This is a genomic window from Sphingomonas sp. GC_Shp_6 (assembly GCF_026540835.1).
Taxonomy (GTDB): domain Bacteria; phylum Pseudomonadota; class Alphaproteobacteria; order Sphingomonadales; family Sphingomonadaceae; genus Sphingomonas.
Map to the genome: position 1 here is coordinate 1 of NZ_JALNUO010000029.1, position 18,884 is coordinate 18,884.

At 63.3% G+C, this 18,884-nt stretch carries 19 protein-coding genes; 16 read left to right on the forward strand and 3 right to left on the reverse strand.

The window, feature by feature from the left end:
* Positions 1 to 670: SOS response-associated peptidase family protein (locus OXQ95_RS18040; RefSeq protein ID WP_267382962.1), on the forward strand; the 670-nt coding region annotated here is incomplete at its 5' end.
* A 42-nt stretch (positions 671 to 712) separates the two neighbouring features.
* On the opposite strand, the gene OXQ95_RS18045 is transcribed toward OXQ95_RS18040, so the two are convergent.
* The 3 genes from OXQ95_RS18045 to OXQ95_RS18055 all read right to left on the reverse strand — a co-directional run bounded on the left by OXQ95_RS18045 (position 713) and on the right by OXQ95_RS18055 (position 2,822).
* Positions 713 to 1,582, reverse strand: a complete 870-nt coding sequence (locus OXQ95_RS18045) for a toprim domain-containing protein (protein ID WP_276589185.1) — start codon at positions 1,580 to 1,582, stop codon at positions 713 to 715.
* 251 nt (positions 1,583 to 1,833) lie between these two features.
* Entirely contained in the window at positions 1,834 to 2,157 is a 324-nt protein-coding gene (locus tag OXQ95_RS18050; protein ID WP_037533373.1) for a single-stranded DNA-binding protein, read from the reverse strand.
* Entirely contained in the window at positions 2,079 to 2,822 is a 744-nt protein-coding gene (locus OXQ95_RS18055) for a hypothetical protein (protein WP_267382965.1), read from the reverse strand. The genes OXQ95_RS18050 and OXQ95_RS18055 overlap by 79 nt, the downstream gene beginning before the upstream one ends.
* A 492-nt stretch (positions 2,823 to 3,314) precedes the next feature.
* On the opposite strand from OXQ95_RS18055, the gene OXQ95_RS18060 reads away from it, so the two are divergent.
* The 15 genes from OXQ95_RS18060 (at position 3,315) to OXQ95_RS18130 (ending at position 17,772) form a co-directional block, all read left to right on the forward strand.
* Positions 3,315 to 3,971, forward strand: a complete 657-nt coding sequence (locus OXQ95_RS18060) for a muramidase (RefSeq protein ID WP_267382548.1) — start codon at positions 3,315 to 3,317, stop codon at positions 3,969 to 3,971.
* Positions 3,968 to 4,321 carry a hypothetical protein gene (locus tag OXQ95_RS18065; RefSeq protein ID WP_267382550.1) on the forward strand — a complete coding sequence of 118 codons (354 nt, stop codon included), beginning with the start codon at positions 3,968 to 3,970 and terminating at the stop codon, positions 4,319 to 4,321. Before OXQ95_RS18060 ends, OXQ95_RS18065 begins: the two co-directional genes overlap by 4 nt.
* Positions 4,318 to 4,923 (forward strand): lytic transglycosylase domain-containing protein, encoded by a 606-nt coding sequence (locus OXQ95_RS18070; RefSeq protein ID WP_267382552.1) that lies wholly within the window; start codon positions 4,318 to 4,320, stop codon positions 4,921 to 4,923. Before OXQ95_RS18065 ends, OXQ95_RS18070 begins: the two co-directional genes overlap by 4 nt.
* On the forward strand, positions 4,920 to 6,248 hold the full coding sequence (locus tag OXQ95_RS18075) for an LPD7 domain-containing protein (protein WP_267382554.1): 1,329 nt from the start codon (positions 4,920 to 4,922) through the stop codon (positions 6,246 to 6,248). The genes OXQ95_RS18070 and OXQ95_RS18075 overlap by 4 nt, the downstream gene beginning before the upstream one ends.
* A gap of 22 nt (positions 6,249 to 6,270) precedes the next feature.
* Positions 6,271 to 6,594, forward strand: a complete 324-nt coding sequence (locus OXQ95_RS18080) for a TrbC/VirB2 family protein (protein ID WP_267382556.1) — start codon at positions 6,271 to 6,273, stop codon at positions 6,592 to 6,594.
* Positions 6,587 to 6,928: a VirB3 family type IV secretion system protein gene (locus OXQ95_RS18085; RefSeq protein ID WP_267382558.1), complete on the forward strand. Its 342-nt coding sequence runs from the start codon at positions 6,587 to 6,589 to the stop codon at positions 6,926 to 6,928. Before OXQ95_RS18080 ends, OXQ95_RS18085 begins: the two co-directional genes overlap by 8 nt.
* The gene (locus tag OXQ95_RS18090) at positions 6,921 to 9,287 is read left to right on the forward strand and encodes a VirB4 family type IV secretion/conjugal transfer ATPase (RefSeq protein ID WP_267382560.1); all 2,367 of its coding nucleotides are present in this window, start codon (positions 6,921 to 6,923) and stop codon (positions 9,285 to 9,287) included. The genes OXQ95_RS18085 and OXQ95_RS18090 overlap by 8 nt, the downstream gene beginning before the upstream one ends.
* Position 9,288: 1 nt before the next feature.
* Positions 9,289 to 10,014 (forward strand): type IV secretion system protein, encoded by a 726-nt coding sequence (locus OXQ95_RS18095; RefSeq protein ID WP_267382561.1) that lies wholly within the window; start codon positions 9,289 to 9,291, stop codon positions 10,012 to 10,014.
* A gap of 2 nt (positions 10,015 to 10,016) precedes the next feature.
* Entirely contained in the window at positions 10,017 to 10,289 is a 273-nt protein-coding gene (locus OXQ95_RS18100; RefSeq protein WP_037533493.1) for a hypothetical protein, read from the forward strand.
* A gap of 69 nt (positions 10,290 to 10,358) precedes the next feature.
* Complete coding sequence (locus OXQ95_RS18105; RefSeq protein ID WP_267382568.1) at positions 10,359 to 11,399, forward strand: type IV secretion system protein; 1,041 nt, start codon at positions 10,359 to 10,361, stop codon at positions 11,397 to 11,399.
* 417 nt (positions 11,400 to 11,816) lie between these two features.
* The gene (locus tag OXQ95_RS18110) at positions 11,817 to 12,494 is read left to right on the forward strand and encodes a type IV secretion system protein (RefSeq protein WP_121905599.1); all 678 of its coding nucleotides are present in this window, start codon (positions 11,817 to 11,819) and stop codon (positions 12,492 to 12,494) included.
* Between the two features lies 1 nt (position 12,495).
* Positions 12,496 to 13,503 carry a TrbG/VirB9 family P-type conjugative transfer protein gene (locus tag OXQ95_RS18115; protein ID WP_267382570.1) on the forward strand — a complete coding sequence of 336 codons (1,008 nt, stop codon included), beginning with the start codon at positions 12,496 to 12,498 and terminating at the stop codon, positions 13,501 to 13,503.
* Between the two features lies 1 nt (position 13,504).
* Entirely contained in the window at positions 13,505 to 14,815 is a 1,311-nt protein-coding gene (gene virB10, locus OXQ95_RS18120; protein ID WP_242153053.1) for a type IV secretion system protein VirB10, read from the forward strand.
* 4 nt (positions 14,816 to 14,819) lie between these two features.
* Entirely contained in the window at positions 14,820 to 15,842 is a 1,023-nt protein-coding gene (gene virB11, locus OXQ95_RS18125) for a P-type DNA transfer ATPase VirB11 (protein ID WP_121905596.1), read from the forward strand.
* A gap of 28 nt (positions 15,843 to 15,870) precedes the next feature.
* Complete coding sequence (locus tag OXQ95_RS18130) at positions 15,871 to 17,772, forward strand: type IV secretory system conjugative DNA transfer family protein (RefSeq protein WP_267382973.1); 1,902 nt, start codon at positions 15,871 to 15,873, stop codon at positions 17,770 to 17,772.
* The last annotated feature ends 1,112 nt before the right edge of the window (positions 17,773 to 18,884 follow it).

Sequence of the window (18,884 nt, forward strand, 5' to 3'; positions counted from 1 at the left end):
CAGAGTGCCGGCGGGCGGAGCTTGCCGGCACCGAAAGGGTGCTCGGATGTGCAATCGATACAGGCTGACCGCGAAGCAGGCGGAGATCGCCGCGACATTCGGCATCCGCCCGCCTTACGAGCCCGACGAGACGTATCCGGTCCCCGACATCTTTCCGACGGGCAAGAAGACGCCGTTCTACGGCCAAGTGGTCATCCAGGACGGCGCCGACCGGAAGATCGAGCGGATGGAGTGGGGTGTACCGACGCAGGTGCCGAGCAAGCGCGATCCAGCGGTCAAGCTCACCAAGTACGTGACCAACGTGCGCAATCTCAATTCGAGCTTCTGGCGGTCGATGCTGACAACGCCGACGCGCCGTTGCCTGGTGCCGGTGACGGCGTTCTCCGAGTTCGGGATCGCGCCTGGCGAGGACGGAAAGAAGCCGCTGCACTGGTTCGACGTGCCTAGCCGCCCGATTTTTGCCTTTGCCGGAATCTGGCGCCCGACCGAGCGCGGGAATGCCTATGGGTTCTTGACCACCGAGCCGAATGCGATCGTCGCGCCGATCCATCCAAAGGCGATGCCGGTGGTCCTTCACGACGACGACTATGATCGCTGGCTATCGGCACCATGGGACGATCTGAAGGGGCTCGTCGCCCCCTATCCTTCCCAGTTGATGCGGCTCTGCTGACACGCCCATGATCCGCGTAATTCAGCTGCCGCAGTTGCGGTTTCATGCGCTCCGCCGGTGCGCGCGCCAGGCGTCGTTCCAGTCGTCATGATCCTCGGGCACGCGGCTGATGAGCTCGCGCCCGTTCGCTGTCAGGTGATCGCGTGCCTTTTCCAGCAGTCGGTCGGCCGCGCGGCCTCGGTCACCGTAAACGATCACCCGGCGGACCTTCTCCGGGATCGCGACGAAGGCTAGCCGTTCGACACCGCCCAGCGCCCATGTCGGCGTCCCGAACCATTCAGTCGCCGATCGGGCGTCCTCGATCCCTTCGGCAAGGCCCAGCTCGTCGGTCGCAGGCGCAAGACGGATCGCTGCTGTGCCGAGCAGTCCGAGCGCAACCTTCGGCTTTGGGATGGGCTTGCGCAGCACATCGACAGGATCGAGGAAGGTCCGCTGGACGGCAACCAGTCCGAGGTCGTTTTCGACTGCGGCGATCATCGCGGGCATTACGCGTCTGTCGGCACCGGAGCCGAATATGGTCGCCGGGTTGAAGCGCAAAGCCTTGGGATAGGGCGCGGAGAGGCCGCGGGCGACGAGATAGGCTTCGGCGAGCGTGCCCGCGACCGGCACGCTGGCATTCCAGAGACGCAGGGCGAGCGCGCCCATGTCGCGCTTTGGTTTTCCCTCCGGCATTGCCACCGCAGAACGGTCATGGAGCTTTTGGCGCTGAAGCGCCTTCAGCACCTCGAGCGCTGTACAGCCGGCAAAACAGTGGAAGAGGATCGCCGAATCGCCGAGGCGGACGGACAGGCTGGGTGAGCCATCGTCATGGGCCGGGCAGCGGCATTCGCCGCGAGTGCCGCGCCACACCCCGCCGAGCTGTTCGACGATGTTCTTGGCTCGGATTTCGGCATCGAGCGGTAGTCTCGTCATCGGCCACGTCCTGTGAAGTTGGTCGGTTTCGGTCACTTTTGGCCTCCGGTAAATATCACCGAAGGCACAGGCGGCATCCTCCACTCTGGATGGTCGGCAGGAGCCGGTCGGCCGCGCGCTGCGCGATAATCTCTTGCGTCCGGGTGGCGACCCAAGCGAGGATCGTCACCCGACCGGGCCCAGACTGCTACGCGGGCTGGACCGCAACGCGGCGGATTTGAACCGCGCCGCCAACCCGCTCCCGCCCCCAATCAGCTATGCTCGGCTTCGGCCTTGGTCAGGATCGAGAAGGTGTCGGCAATCAGCTCGGTGCGGTAGGAAACCTCGTTGCCTTCGCCGTGGTTGCTCTCGCGGACCCGGCCGGTGACATGCACCAGATCACCCTTCCCGGCTGCTTCGACTTGGGGTCCGACATTGGAGAAGCACACGACGCTGTTCCACAGCGTGTCGGTCTTCCAGTCGTCGCCGTCGCGGCGGTTATAATTGGCGGCGACGCTCACATAGGTGACCTTCTCGCGCGCCGTGATTTTGCCGATGCGACCGATGATCCGGAACTCGGCAATATTCTGTGGCATGATTCCTCCTTCGTTGATGTTCGGATCGGATCCGGCGCGCCCGTGCGAGCATAGTCGCGCTCCTCTTGGCGGTGCGCAAAGTGGTAGCGCGCCACATTCTCGGGCGTCGCGTATGTGTCGTAGGCCTTCGTCCAGTCGCGCCGGATGGCCTGCTGCGCCGTCCGAAGTGGCAAGCGGCGCTCGCAAACCAATCGCCACAGGACATAGGCCAAGGCATTCTTGTCGGCCGCGTTCGCCTGGCCGCGCCGGGGCTGGAGCCATAGATCACGCAGGTCGAGCGGCGCACCGCCAAGCGAGATCGGGATCAGATGATCGAGTTCGTCATCGGCGAAGGACTCGCCTGGATGCTGCGCGTCCATCAATCGCCGTTTGACGGGCGCGGTAACCGCGAAGGCGGGGCGGACCGATCGTGCATAGCCGGGTCGGCAGATCGTCGTGCCGATGTTCGCCTGAGTGATAGAGGGATCGACGGCCCCTGGCGTATCGCGGGGCGGCAGGATGCCGGTTCGGTCCACCCGCAAGAAGGGATTGCGGAGCGCCGTCGATAGGCCGGCAACGGCATCGCAGAAGTCATGGGTCGCGGCGACGCTGCAGGCCGAAACCTCACCGCGCCTCCCAGCCCGCTTGTCGTCAAACGGCCCATACCAGAAGCCGATGGCGATCAAGAGCGCCAACCCGCCCGATATAGCTTGCAGCTTCAAGAGCGCATGGCCCGTATATCCACCCTCGTCCCAGTCACCTCGAAACCACTCGACAACTGAATCAGCTAGGTGCTGGCCTAGCCGACAATTACCTAAAGCCGTTTGAAACACATCTCGTGCGGTCATCGTGCAATACCGCGTCTTTAGTCGCAATAGATTACCCCGGATCACTCCATAATCGCGGCTGGATCGCTCCAGAGGTGTTGTTGTTTGCCTGCTGCTTCAGGTTTAACCTTTTGATGTCGACTTCCTGTAGTCGCTGACATCTGCTTTGGTTCAATTCAGCATTGGTGCATTGATGTGCTTCCGGCGAGTATCGTAGCGAAGGCAATTCAACTCTGTGCCGCCGGGCTAGCCGGGGCCGGAACGCCATCTCCCGCGTCGCTCGCAGTCTCCGTTCGTTCGGGCGCGGTCCTCGCTAGGCAGCCGGGCAACGCAGCTGACGCAGAGGCGACGGTGCGTGATCTCATCGCGTTGGGCGCAGACTTCGAGGCGGGGCCGCTTGGGATCCGCGGCCGTGATTTCGCGACTTACGGTATAACGCCGGCAACGGTTTTTGATGCCTGCGCGCTCTCTCATATCGACGACGACCAGTCTTCTATCGGCTTCGTGGGCGCGCCCTCGATGTCGAACGTCGCAGCCCTCGTTCGTCGCGCCTTTGGCTCGCGGATCACCGATACGATCCGCCCAATGAACGCCAGCTTCGGCGCGCGGTATAGCTGGCACAAGTTCGGCCAGGCGGTCGATTTCGTTCCCGCAGGCGGCGTCCACGCGATCGACCGCGAGCAGATCCGGGCCCTCATGGCACAAAGCGGTATCCGCATCATCGAGCTGCTCGGGCCGGGGGATCGCGGTCAAGCGAACCACTGGCATGTCGCGTTCGCGCGACCCGGGCAGGTCATCGACCGGACCCGACCGATCGAAGGCGACGAGGACTGGATCATTACCGTCGCACAAGGCGACGCGCCGCCCCCGCCGACGCCCGCCGGAGTTGAGGCGGCCCCCGCACCGACCGCGCCGGCCTCGACCCTCGCCCTTGCCGCCAATGCACCGGCGAAGTGGGACGTGTTCGCAACCGAAGAGTGGCGCGCAGCGCATGGAGGTGGCTCATGATCCGATTTTTGATGACCAAGCTGGGCGGCACTACTGGCGCCATCGCGCTGTGCGTGGCCGGCGTCGTGGCGGTCGCGGCCCCACAACCCGCCTACGCGTCGGATTGGGGGTGTCAGGTGGTCCTCTGCCTCGCGACACCCGGTTCGCCGACGAAATATGTCGAGTGCGTCCCGCCGATCACGAAACTCTGGAACGCGCTCGCTATCGGCGGCTCGTTCCCGACCTGCACAGGGGTCGGCGTCAAAATGAAAAAGGCCAAGTACGGCTACGACCTGACCGTGACGCGGACCGATGGCGGAACGTCGCGGTACGCGCTCGATACCCGCTACCAGACGGTGACGCAGCAATGATCCACGCCATCGCCGCGATCACGATGCTTGCGCAGCAATGCGCATCTGAGATCGCGACCGAGGCGGTTGTTCCCCTCGTCGTGACCGAAAGCGGCGGCGACGATCTGGCGATCAATATCAACAAGGGGCCGCGTGTCCGCGCCGCGTCGATCGCCGACGGCGCCGCGCTGGTGCGTCGGTACATGGCGGCCGGCTATACGGTCGATGTCGGGTTGGCTCAGGTGAACTCCGCCAATTTCGCGCGATTGGGTGTCACCGTCGAGCAGGCCTTCGACCCTTGTACGAACCTGCGGCTCGCATCCTCGATGCTGCGGGCGGGATATGGCCTCGCGATCCAGCATTATACGGGGCTGGACGCGATCTCGGCGACCTATTCGCTCTACAACACCGGCACGCTGACGCGCGGTTTCCGCAATGGTTATGTCGGTCGCGTTTGGTCGGCCGCGAGCGGCATGGGGACGATCCAGACACCCCCGCCCATTCCGGGCTCGGCGTCGGCGTCGGCGCCGACCGCTACGCCCGCCTCGGCAAAGCAAGGGATCGCCGAAGCTAGCTGGGTGGTGGGGCAGATCGATTCCAGCGCGGTTCAGGTCTTCAAATGAGCGCGGATAACAGCGTTGCGCGGGGCGGCCTCGACGCGCAGACGCAAGCCGAACAGGCTGCGTTCCAGATCCCGCCTGAGCTGGCGACACGGTATCAGGTCCGGATCATCGAGCCGTCCGACGGCAGCGAGCGCCGCGTCGGCATGTTCCTGCCGACAGATCGTGAGAATCCGTCGATCGAGATTGCCGGCGATCGCATCATTGCTCGAAACGAGGATCCCGACACCGTCTCGGCCCTGGTCACGATCGCCAAGCACAATGGCTGGGCGGGGATCGACGTCGAAGGTTCGCCTGAGTTTCGTCAGGCCGTGTGGACGGCGGCGTCGCGCGAAGGCCTGACCGTGCGCGGTTATGAGCCGAGCTTCGACGAACAGGCGCGAATGGAAGAGCTACGTCGCGCCGATGCTGCACGACGCGACCGTGAGGTGGCGGAGACGCCGGCGCCGACTGTCGAACCCGTCGCTCCGACGGCGGCTGTCGGGGCGACGGAGGCGACAGTCCTCGCGCCGTCGGCCGACGCGGAGAGGAACGGCGCGCCTCAGCCGTTGCCAAGCGGAAGCAGCACCGAATTGTCCGACGCAGACAAGCGCCTCCTGTTGACGGTGAGCGTCCACACGCAGGATCGCAAGGCGCTCTACGCGGCCGACAGCGAGGACATGGACCCCTTGCGGAGGGAGGTTCAGGCCGAACGTATCGATCTGAACAGGGATGCGCTGAACGGGGCGCTGGAGCGGGCCTTGGAAAGCCCGACGTTGGTCAGCGCCTTCTCAAGGTCCGGTTATGAACCCGACGGTCTGCGCCAGATGGCGCGCGACGGCGCGTGGGACGGCGAGGTCGCCGATGCGATCTACATCGTCCGGTCCGGGCTCAACCGGCACGAAGTCGCCCGCGAAGCCGGTGCGAACGTGCCGCTCCGCGGCGCGCTCGCCGCCACGCCCGAAGACCGCCTGGCCGGCGAAGCGACGGCTGCGCCAGAGCGACAGCCCGAACAGGAACCCCATATCGTTCGGGAAGAGCGCCTTCATCAGGCCGCGCCTGAGCGACGTCACGAAAATGACGAACTGGCCGATCTGTTCCTTCATGGCGGGGCGGAGCGTATTGCCGCCGAGCCGCGGCTCGCCAACGCGCTAGAGGCGCAGGCGGCGATGGATCAGCACCTTGGTGCGGCGTTCGATGGCGACGCGGAACGGATGACGTCCGCGAGCTTGGAGAGCCGCCACATGATCTCGGACGTGCTGCGGCGCGGCCTGGATGTTTCGGTCCGCGAGCCGACGCCTGTTCGGCAGGTCGAGCCGATCCGCCCCACCCACGATCTCGAGAGGTAAACCCCAAGCCATGGAGACACGTATGAAGTTCACTCAAGGCATGGGCCGGATGTTGTCCGACGCCCGCGCCCGGCAGGTCATCGGCTTTGTCGGTGCGCTCGCCCTCATTTCGATCGCGCAGCCGGCCTTTGCCGATGGAACCGCGATCGAAGGTGGCCTCAACACCATCAAGACGTGGATGACCACCGTCGCGTCGGTGGTCGGCGTCATCGCCGTCATGGCGGTCGGCTATGCCAAGCTGACCGGTCGGATGGACTGGGGAAAAGCGGTCACGGTGCTGATCGGCATCGGTATCATCTTTTCGGCCACGACGATCGTCGGCTGGATGAGCAGCTCGGGTGGCTGACCTGGAGAGGCTCGCCGAGGATAAGGTGTTCCTCGCCCTGACCAGGCCGTCGGTGTTCATGGGATTGCCGCTCGAGGCGATCCTGCCGATCATCATGGTCTGCATGGTGATCTGGGGGGTGTTCCATAATCCGTTCTACCCCCTGGCCTTGTTCGGAGCGCTCTACTTCCCGGCACGCATGATCTGTCACTACGACTTCAACGCGTTCCGGCTGTGGGGCCTGTGGTTCCAGACCGGCTTCCTATCCAAGAACCGCAAGTTCTGGGGCGGCGGGAGCTACTCTCCCGTTCGCCTCGCCAAAGGCGTGAAGCGGAAGCATTTCGGCAATGACTGATTCCAGGCTGAAGCATAAGAAGATCGCTGTCCGCGAGACGGATGACATCAAGTTCATTCCCTACACGCGGCACGTCGACGACACGCTGGTTGCGCTCGAGGACGGCTCGCTCATGCGCATGTACCGCGTCGATGGGCGGCCGTTCGAGACCAGCGACGTCAACGACCTCAACACCTGGCATAACAAGCTCAACATCGCGTGGCGCTCGATCGGTGACGATCGCGTTGCGCTGTGGACCCATCTCGTGCGGACAGCCACAGACCCTGTTCTTGGCGGCGACTTCCACTCCGACTTCGCGCGAACCTTGCAGGAGAAATACGCCGACACGCTGAAGGAGAAGGTCCTCTACCACAACGAGTTCTACGTCACGATCATCGTCCGGCCGTCGAGCATGGCCGGCGAGCAAGTGACGCGGCTTTTCTCCAGGCGAAAAGCGAACGCCGAGATCGACGATCGCGCGCTCACGATCATGGCGGACAAGTGCCGCGACTTCGAAACGCTGCTTGCTGATGTCGTTCCGGAGCCGCTCTCGATGTATGAGCACAACGGTATTCTATTTTCACGACCGATGGAGGTGCTTCACTTCATCCTGACCGGCGACCGCATCCGCGTGCCGCTGCTCGACGGCAGGCTGGGCCAAGCCCTGTATGCCTCACGCGTGGTGTTCGGTCGCGAGGCGGCCGAGATCCGGCTTCCGCACAAGTCGCATTTCCTCGGAATGTTCGGCGTGCGCGAGTATGTCGCCAGCACGCGGACCGGTCAGTTCAACAGCCTGCTCACGCTCGACTTCCCGTTCGTGCTGACCCAGAGTTTCGCGCCGTTGGTGAAGTCGGTCGCGAGCGAGCGGTTCACCAAAAAATACAAGCAAATGGTCTCCTCGGACGATGCCGGCGTCAGCCAGGCGGAGGAACTGCTCGACGGCGTCGACGATCTCATGGCGAACCGCTTCGCCATGGGCGAGCATCACCTCTCGATCGCGGTAATCGACGAGAACCCGAAGCGGCTGCTGGAACGCTTGTCGATCGCACGATCGGCAGCGGCCGATACAGGCATGGTGATGGCGCGCGAGGACGTCGCGCTGGAGGCCGCCTTCTGGGCGCAGCTTCCCGGTAATTTCAGGATGCGCGCGCGCCCCGCGGTCATTAACACGCGCAATTTCGCAGGCTTGAGCCCGTTTTACACCTTCCCGGCAGGCCGCAAGTCGGGAAATCACTGGGGCGAGGCGGTAACGCTGCTCAAGACGCGCGCGGGCTCGTCCTTCTGGTTCAATTTTCACCGTGCCGACATCGGCCACACGCTCATCATCGGGCCAACCGGTGGCGGCAAGACGGTGCTGCAGAACTTCCTGCAAGCGCAGCTCGAAAAGACCGGCGCGAAACAGGTGTTCTTCGACAAGGACCGCGGTGCCGAGATCTTCGTCCGCGCGTGTGGCGGCACCTACTTGGCGCTGCGCGACGGCGAGCCCACCGGCTTCGCGCCGTTGAAGGGTCTGACACCGTCGCCGCACGACATTGCGTTTCTGCGGCAGTTCATCCGTGTCCTGGTACGCCGGGAAAACCGCCCGCTCAGCGTCGCCGAAGAGCGACTGATCGACGAGGGTATCGAGGCTGTGATGCGACTGCCGGCGCCGTCGCGCTCGTTCAGCGCGTTGCGCGAGATGCTGGGCTACGCCGATGCGGAGGGCATTGGTGCGCGGCTGGAGCGCTGGTGTCTGGGCGGCCCGCTCGGCTGGGCTTTCGATGGTCCGCAGGACGAGGTGTCGATGTCGGCGCGGTTCATCGGCTTCGACATGACGGACTTCCTGGAGAACCCTGAGATCCGCACTCCGACGATGTTGTACCTCTTCCACCGCGTCGACGAGCTGCTGGACGGGCAGCGTGTCGTGGTCGACGTCGACGAGTTCTGGAAGGCGCTTCAGGACGAAGCCTTTCGGGCGTTCGCGCAGGATGGTCTCAAGACCTTCCGTAAGCGCAACGCCTTCATGGTATTTGGCACGCAGTCCCCGGCCGATGCGCTGCGCTCGCCGATCGCGCACTCGATCACCGAGCAGACCGCGACCAAGATCTTGCTTCCAAACTCGGACGCCAAGCGATCGGATTATTGCGACGGGCTCGGCCTGACGGATGCGGAGTATCGGCTGATCCGTGAAGACCTGACGCCGGAGAGCCGGACCTTTCTGGTCAAGCAAGGGCATACCTCGATCGTTGCGAAGCTCGATCTCGGCGGGATGCCCAATGAGCTGAAAGTGCTTTCTGGCCGCGAGGAAACGCTTGTCGCCATGGAGGAGGCCATTGCCCTGGCGGGCAACGATCCTGCGGCGTGGCTGCCGCATTTCTATGCCAACCAAAGGAGAAGCTGACATGTCGCTCAAGCGCATCATCATGGTTGCAGCCGCGCCGGTCGCGATCGTCGCGTTTACGTCGCCGGCCGCTGCACAGGGCATCCCTGTGTTCGACACCTCTACCTATGTGCAAGCGCTCGCCCAGGTCCAGAACACGATCAAAATGATCCAGCAGGGCGAGCAGCAGATCCAGACGGCGACGACAACGCTCAGCTCGCTTCAGAAGCTGAGCAACGTCAACGCGCTCGCCCCGCAATTGCTCAACGCGCAGGTGCGCAACATCCTGCCCAACACGACGATCGACGCCTCGACGTTGCTCAGTGGCGACCTGTCGAAGATTGGTTCGCTCGGTTCGCTCGCATCGAGCATCCAGTCTCGTTACGCGCTGCCGGCAACGTCGTCCTCCGACGCAGACCTAGCCTACAACCAGGCGCTCAAGGATGCGACCAGCTCATCGGCCGCCACGGCCGCGCTGGGCGAGAATACGCTCAGCATCGCCCAGACCCGGATGCAAGGCTTCGACCAGCTCCGCGAGCAACTGTCGTATGCCAAAGATCCCAAGGACGTGATGGACCTCCAAGCCCGGATCTCGGTCGAACAGGCACAGCTTCAAAACGATATGCTCAAGATGCAGGCGATCCAGATGGCGCAGGCCGGTCAGGCGAACATGCAGATCAGCGCAGCGCAAGTGGCGGCCGGTCGCGATGAAGCAGCATTCTTCAGTGCCAACACGATCAGGAAGTGATCATGCGCAAGATACTATCCCTCTGCTCGTTGCTCGTCGTCTGCGGATGCCAACAGAACGTCGTAGTGCCTACCGCCAAGGAGCTGATCGCCAGTCCTCAACTCCTCTCGCAGTGGCAGGCGAAGTGCGATGCGGGGGAGTACAGCCATCTCCCTGCGGATCAGAAGGCCAAGATGTGCGCGACGACCGGAGACGCGACCATCTCGGTCGCCCAGACCAAGGCCGGCAACGAAGAGGCGGACTTCTTCAAACAGAACACGATCCGCAAGAAGTAGATTTAATCGCTGCGCTTTGATCGCCGAAGATCGGAACCTCATCCAATGGCTGCCGGCCCACCCAACATCATGACGCTGTTCACGACGATGTATTCGTATGTGGAGACCGCCATAGCGACCTCGGTTGCGAGCTTCGGGGCGGGGCTCGTCAGTTTCGTTGCAGCGCCTTTGGCCCTGGCGGCGATCATCTACTTCCTTCTTCTCGGCTTTGCCGTGCTACGAGGGGCTATCCAGGCTCCACTTCGCGAGCTGGTTTTCCAAGCCGGCAAGGTCGGGTTCGCCCTCGCAGCTGCCAGTGCCGTTGGCTATTCGGCGTTGGTGGTGAACGTGGTCACCAACTTGCCGAGCGAAATCATCGCGGCTGGATCGGGCACGCCCGTCACCAACCCGGGCACCACCTTCGATACCTATGTCGCCGATACCGGCAAGCTCTCGGAAAAGTTGGTCAATGCGAACCTGAAAGTTCAGTCGCAAGAGCAAAAGGGCATCACTGACTTTCGGACGCCCGTGATCCAGCTCAGCGCCACGCTGATCACCTATCTGTGCGTCGCCGTCCTCTACATCTTCGCGTTTATGTCGGCGTCGATCGGCTTTTGCATCGTCATTTTCGCCAAACTGTCGGTTGCGATCTGCGTCGCGCTCGCACCGCTCGCGCTGGCGTGTCTGCTTTTCAACTCCTCCCGCTGGCTGTTCGACGGGTGGCTGAAGCAGACCGTCAATTTCATCCTGCTGATGGTCGTCATGGCGATCATGACGAAGTTCATCACCGGCCTCCAGGAAGCCGCGATGGACGGCATCATGGGATCGATCCCCGAAGACGGCTCGTCCTTCGTCATGGCGCAGAACGGCTACATCGTTCTGAAAGCCGCCGTGATGCTCGTCGCGACGATCGCCTGTGCGGCGATCTACATCGTCGGCACGATCTTCTTCTTTCAATCGCCGGCCATCGCCGCGGGTATCTCGGGGGGTGCGTCCTCTGGCGGCCATGGCTTCCTGCAGACCGGGGCAAACATGTTGACCAATCGGCTCATGTTCCGGCGCGCGACGCAGGCGAACCGTCCCTCCACAGGAGGAAGCGGCACTGGCGGCTCGGCCTCTCGGTCTAATTAGGCCGGCTGCCAGTCCAGACCATGAAACACGGAACACCGCAGGCGCGGGACCTTACGAACGGAGACGGTATGAAAAGGCTGACCATCGTGGCGATCGGCACGCTTGTGCTTGGCGGCTGCACCGGGACCCATATCAAGCCCGTCTCGGTGTGCGACGGCAAACACCGGCGTCCCGCCAACCTCTACGGGTCGATCCTGCCAAGCTTGCCGGTGCCACTGCCGGCGTCACAGCAGGGCGCAGGGCAGTCGATGGTGGTTCCTCCATCACGCGAGCCCGCACCGCCCCCTACGCCCGGTGCCGGAGGTCCGCCTGCCGCCCCAATCGGACCTGGGGCCATGAATATCCCGCGATCGGCGCCACGCACGTCCGCGCAGGACGTCGCGCCGACCTACTCCTCCTGCTGAAGGGATCGACGCCATGGGCGCGGTGAAGGCCGAAGATAAAGAGAAATACTACGAGACATCGAGGACGTGGGAATATGACCGTATGCGTGCGGCGATCCAGTCCAAGCGGCTCGCCTGGGGCGTTGCGGCGGCTGCGTGCACGCTCGCTGTGGCGTCAGTTGCGGCAGTCGCGATGCTCAGCCCGCTGAAGACCGTCGAGCCCTATGTCATCAGGGTCGACAAGAGCTCGGGCGAGACGCAGGTCGTGACCGCGCTCAAGGGGCCGCAGCCGCGCACCTATGAGGATGCGGTCAACCGCTACTTCATCTCGCAATATGTGCGGTTGCGCGAAGGCTGGCTCAACGATGCCGCGCGCGAGAACGCCTATACGGTCATGCTTACCAGCGATTCCGCCGAGAGCGCTCGTTACCTCAACAGCGTTCAGGCCAACAACAAGAACGCTCCGTCCAACATCTATGGCGACAAGGGCTTCGTCTCGATCTCGATAAGAACGATCAGTTTCCTCAGTCCTACCGTGGCGCAGGTCCGCTTCACGAAGATCATCACCTTCGGGCAGAACACGCCGATCGCGCAGAATTGGAACGCGATCATGACCTTCAGATACACGACGGCGCCGGAGCATGAGAAGGATCGGAATATCAATCCGCTCGGCTTCCAGGTCGTGAATTATCGTTCTGACCCGGAGGCGTGACATGAGCGATCAGCCAAATACGTCGGACAATGGCGACCGTGTTGCCGTCCCCTTCATGCCCGCGCTCCGCAAAGAGCTGGGTCTGCGCCTGTCACCGCCGACGACGGCGTTGGTGCTGACGGAGGATGGCGCCAGGAACCGCTTCTGGCGCGGGGTCGGGGCGGTGTGGCTCCGCCTCGTCGCGTTCTCGGTTCTGGGTGCCGCGGCAGTCACGCTCGCGCCACAGCCTGCGTTCGCGTCGGAGACCCCCGTCCCTGGGGCCAAGGACGCTCGCGTTCGCAACGTCAACTACGATCCAGATCAGGTGGTGACGATCGTCGGCAGTTTCCGGCACGCGATCGAGATCCAGTTCGGGCCCGGCGAAACGGTCACGCAGGCCGCCTTGGGCGATACCGTCTCCTGGCAGATCGCGCCCGTTGGAAACATCGTCTTTCTCAAACCCCGCGAGAGGGCTGGAGGAACCAACCTGATCGTCGTCACCAACGCGGGCGGCGTGTCGCGCACCTATCATTTCAACCTCGCACTAGGGACGGGCGCCACGATGTACGGCGTACGATTCCGCTATCCGCGCGAGGAACGGGCGATGGCGGCGTTGCAGGTGCAGCTTGCCCAGGTCCAGGCCGCCAAGGCGATCGAGACGACCATCACCATCGCCGCGCTCGACCATGCCGTGATCGAGGGCACCCGGAATATGAGTTATACCGTGCAGGGCGACGTCGCGCTGCAACCCACCGAGGTCTCCGACAACGGCGAGTTCACCGTGCTGCGCTATCCGGGCCACGCCGACATTCCCTCGATCTTCGCGGTCGACGTCGACGGGACCGAGACGATCGTCCCCTACGATGTTCGCGAGGATTTCGTCGTGATCCATGCGGTCTACCGTCAGTTGCGCCTCCGGCGCGGGGCGACGGTGCTGTGCATCTACAACGAGGCGCCGCTGCGCAACGATCGCGGCGATCGAACGGGCACCGTCTCCAATGTCGTCGAACGCAAAGTGAAGGGGCAGTAACATGGTCGGGACCGTGATTGACCGCGGGGGCGATGTCGCTGCCGACACCGTTGCTCCAAGCGAGGTCGATAACCCGGTCGCGCGTAGCGGCGGGTGGGGCAACCTCGCCTTCATCGGTGCGGGGATCGGATTGCTCGGCGCCCTAAGCGGCATCGTGATAGGCTATGGTGCGTTTCACCAATCGGCCAGTACCGCGGCTGCCGCGCAGCCCGCGAAGGCCAGTGACCGTGCCGTGGACGACGTGATGGGATCGCCAAACGCCCAGCGAGCGGCGCTCGCGGGTCAACTCGGCCAGCCCGGCGCGGCGCAGACCGACATCTTCGGGCGGCCGATCGCCGCAGCGGCGGGGACGCAGGTCGCCGATGCCAACGGCAATCCGGTGCCGACAACGGGCGGGACAGCCTCCGCCACGGCGAACGGACAGCAATCTCCGGAGCAGCGACGTGCAGAGCAGGCGCGCGCCATGGCCGATGCGGCCCGGCGATCGCCGATCATGGCCTTTGGCAACACCGGGCTGGCCTCGACCGCTCTTCCCGCCTCCGCGCCCGGTGCGGACGCTCAACAGAGTACGGACCTCGAGGACCGGACGCGCGGCGCTGGACAATCCACCGTCGCGCGGCGGGGTCTCGGTGCCAGTGGTTTCGGAGCGCCGGGCGAAGACAATCCGGCCGAAGCGGGCAAGGGTTCGACCGACTTCAACGATCAGCTCGGCCATGCCGCGATCCAGACGGTCCGGGCAACGATGGTCGCGGACCGTAACCTTCTGCTGAGTGCGGGCACGGTCATCCCCTGCACGCTCCAAACGGCGATCAACTCGACGCAGGCCGGGTTCGTGTCCTGCGTCATCAACCACGATGTCTATTCCGAGAACGGTCGCATCGTCCTGCTCGACAAGGGGACCAAGGTCCTCGGGCAATATTCCGGCGGCATCACGCAGGGGCAAGCGCGCCTGTTCGTACTGTGGACGCGCGCCCTGACGCCGCGCGGCGTAGCGATCGACCTCGGGTCGCCGGCAGCGGATAGCCTTGGTCGGGCCGGGTTGCCAGGCGGCGTCGATACCCAGTTCTGGGCACGTTTCGGCGTTGGGCTCGTCATCTCGGTGCTGGAGGATGCCTCGCAAATCGCCGGTCGGGCGGTCGCCAATGAGGGGAGCAACACCACGCAAGTTCCCGGACAAACCGGGCAGACCGTCCTTCAGCAAACTATGAACATCAAACCGATCTTGAAGAAGAACCAGGGCGACACCGCGGCGATCTTCGTCGCCAAGGACTTCGATTTCCGCTCAGTCTATGATGTGGGATTGAGGCGTTAAGGCCGTGGCATCCAGTCCGACGTCGCTGATCTACGAGCATAATGCCGAGCCGATCCGACGGCACCTTCTGCGCGACGATGTGACCGAGCTGGTCATCAACGAGCCAGGGATGATCGGCCTCGAGACGCGTGGTGGCTGGGAATGGCATGAGGAGCCCGCACTCGACAATGCGGCCCTCATGACGCTGGCGAAGCTGATCGCGGGGCTGACCAAGCAGGACATCAACTCCGAATATCCGATATGCTCCTCGGTCCTGCCGGGCGGCGAGCGCGCACAGGTCGTCGTTCCCCCGGCGGTCGAGCAAGGCTTCATCTCGATCACGATCCGCAAAGCGTCCGGCGTGACGATGAACATCGACGATTTCGAGCGTGCCGGCCTGTTCAGCGAGGTGCGCGCGCACGGCCTGTACGAGGAGGTTGACCCCGATCTGCTGCGACTGCGCGAGGCGGGCGATTGGCGCGCCTTCTTCAAGCTGGCGGTCGAAGCCCGCAAGAACATCCTCATTTCCGGCGCGACGGGCTCCGGCAAGACGAGCTTCTCTAAGGGTCTCATCAAGCTGATCCCGGACTATGAGCGGATCCTGACGATCGAGGACACGCGCGAGCTCGTCGTACCCCAGCGCAACCACGTCCACATGATGTACGCCAAGGATGGGAAGAGCCTCCAGAAGGCGGGCGCCAAGGAGTTGCTGGAATCGGCGCTGCGGATGCGGCCCGATCGCATCCTTCTGCAGGAACTGCGGGACGGCACCGCCTTCTTCTACCTGCGCAACGTCAACAGCGGTCATCCCGGTTCGATCACCACGGTCCACGCCAATACGGCCGAGGGCGCGCTCGAGCAGCTGACGCTGCTGGTGAAGGAATCGGAAGGCGGCAACGATCTCGACCGCCACGACATCCGGGCGCTGCTGCGCTCGCTGGTCGATATCGTCGTGCAGATGCACCGCCTGCCACCCGGCGAGGGCCAGCCGGCGCGCTATCGCATGACCGAAGTATGGTTCGATCCGGCGAGCAAGCCGACCGACTGAAGGGGGTGCCGGCATGAACGGAAAATGGGTGCGAAGCGACGAAGGGTCGCAGCCGGGCGCGATCGCGTTCCTTGGCATCATCGGCCTGGCGCTGAGCGCCACGATCGGCGCCCTCGCCGTCCTGTGGCGTGCCCACCTCCTCAACGCGCATACGCCCTGGATTAAGGTGCCGGCCGCGCTGTGGGCGTTGAAGGGCTATCCGATCGTCTATCAGCCGTTCCTGATCGGCTTCGGGATCGGCCTCGTTCTGACGGTCATCACCATCCTCTCCACGCTGTTCAAACGGCAGAAGCTCCACGGCGAGGCGCGCTTCGCGCGAGTCGGCGAGGTTCGCAACGGCAAGATGCTCGCCTCGGCCGGCATCGTGCTGGGCAAGTTCGGCGGGAAGGTGATGCGCTTTGGCGGACCCGAGCATGTGATGCTGGAAGCCCCGACGCGCGCCGGCAAGGGGGTGGGCGTCATCATCCCGAACTTGCTCGACTGGCTCGATTCTCTCGTGGTGCTCGACATCAAGCAGGAGAATTACGACAACACCGCGGGGTATCGGCTGAAGGTGCTCGGGCAGCAGGTGCTGCTCTTCAACCCGCTCGATCCCACGGGTCGCACCGTGCGGTGGAACCCGCTGAGCTACATCAACCGGCATGATCCGGTGGAGGTCATCAACGAGCTTCAGAAGATCGCGGCAATGCTCTATCCCGATCCGCTCACGGGCGAGAAGTTCTGGGCCGAGGGCGCGCGAACCGCTTTTCTCGGCATCACCGCATATATCGCGGCAACCGTCGACGATGGGGAGGACGCCCTCCCCTTCACGCTCGGCGAGGTGTACCGCCAGTTCGCGGCCAGCGATGCCCAGCGGCGTTTCCCGAAGATCATCGCCGATCGTAAGAAGGCCGGGAAGCCCCTGTCGGAAGGGTGCGTATCGGCGATCAAGGATTATACCGGCTCGTCGGCGAACACATTTTCCGGATTGCGCCAGTCGGTTACGTCCAAGATCAACGGCTGGCTGAACCCATATGTCGATGCGGCGACCTCAGAGAGCGATTTCGATCTCAGTGACTTTCGGGACAAGCGGATCTCGCTCTATCTCGGCGTGTCGCCGGACGACCTAGAGCGGGTTGCGCCCATCTACGGCCTGCTCTTCCAGCAACTCATCGACCGCAACGTCCGCGAGCTGCCGAAGGGCGACAAGCATCAGATCAAGGTGCTGCTCGCCCTGGACGAGTTCGCGAGCCTCGGCAAATGCACCGTGCTCGCGAACGCCTTCAGCTATGTCGCCGGCTACGGGCTGCGGATGCTGCCGGCGTTCCAGTCGCTCGAACAGATCCAGGGCGTTTATGGGGACAAGGTGGCGGCCGACATCGAGCGAAACTGCGCGGTGCGGCTTGTTCTTCGTCCGGCCGGTTTGGCCGAGGCGAAGAAGATTTCGGACCAGCTCGGCAGCTACACGTTCAAGGCGCGGTCGCGCTCGATAGGAACGTGGGGCGGCGGCGGCGGCTCCACCTCGGACTCCGATCAGCGCCGGCCGCTGATGCTCCCTCAGGAAGTTGAGTTGCTGCCGGAGGACGATCTGATCGTTTTCCGGCGAGGCATGTACGCGACCTATGGAAAGAAGGTCCGTTACTATGCCGAGAAGAAGCTCTCGGCGCGGACCAAAATACCCGCCCCGGAGATGCCCCAGATCCGCGTCGACCCCGCCGTCGCTGCTAACAGCCTTCGGGTGATCGAGGCCACGCAGGCTCCCGCCGACGACGCCTCGTCGATGCGAAGCGCCGCGACACCCTCAGAACCTGCTGCTACCAACGGCGCTCGTGCAATGGGTCGGCGGGGATTGAATCAGGCCGCGATCAGCGCGGCTTTGGCCGTTCCGCCAAACGAGCGTGTCGCCAAACTCTTCGAAGGCGTCCTCATGGTGCGACGCAAAGCTGCGTAATTAATGAGAATGCCTTTTCGGCGATTCGCTAGCGGGAATCGTTTTTGGGAACGAGCGATTTGTCCCCAATGGCGTCAAATGGGACGAAGCAGTCGTTCGGGCAATCGGCCGGGAATGTCGGGTTTCGGATGAATCGGCCATTCGCGGGGCTTCCGAGATTTGCTCGGCATCGCGCCAGCCTGCACGGTAGCGACTCCGCGGGGCTTCGATCTCACGCCAAAATAACAGCCGCGGCTCCCCTAACGAAAAACCCCGCCTCCGAGGTTGTCGCGCACTTTCTCCATCCGACAGGGTATCTCGCGCAATAGTGCGAACCTAGAGCACGTGCGCCACCGCCCCACGCCGCAATTCTCCAGAATTTGCGGTGCTCTGCGTCGCCTATCATGTGTTTTCCGACACTGGCGGGGCTAGTCGGCGCTTAAAAACGGCAGGGCCGTTCACGCCCACACCCGGACGCTCGGGTTAGTAATTCGGAGTCCCGGTAGTAGTCATTCGTTCAGTGGGATTATGGGGAACTTTCCAGACATGAGTTGCAATCGGGGCGCTCGGGATTGGTAAAGCTGTCTAGTTACGGCCAATGGGCAAGCGCGGTAAAATGGATCGCAAAAGCGATTACGCTGATATAATCTGGCATCGGAGGTAAATGCGGAAATGGAAAGTAGCCGTCAGCTGGAGAGCATCGCCCTCGCAATTGCTCCAATGCTAGCGGCTTCTGTATCCGAAGTATGGATCGTGGCAGAAGTTCATGACGACTGGATACAGAGGCGCTACGATGTCGTGTGCAACGGTAAGCTTGTTGAGGGGGTGGAAGGTGAGAGAACCATGAACCGATCCGTCAATGATGCTCTATCCGCCCTAAGGCGTGACATGCTTAAAGAGAGTCAGGAAGATTGGCATCATTGCACCTATGTTTTGAGGTCTGACGGAATCTTCAAAATGGAGTTCGATCGTAGCAGACCGCCGAGCGTGTGAATGTAACGATAGATACTCCTGTAAAAGGAGGCAGCGCCACAGAATGTCGGCCATCGCCAGCACCTTCCCGAAAGCCGCCGTTCCGCTTTCCTGCCCAACCCGGACATTCCCGAAATTCGATCCAGACCGTGCGAAAACTC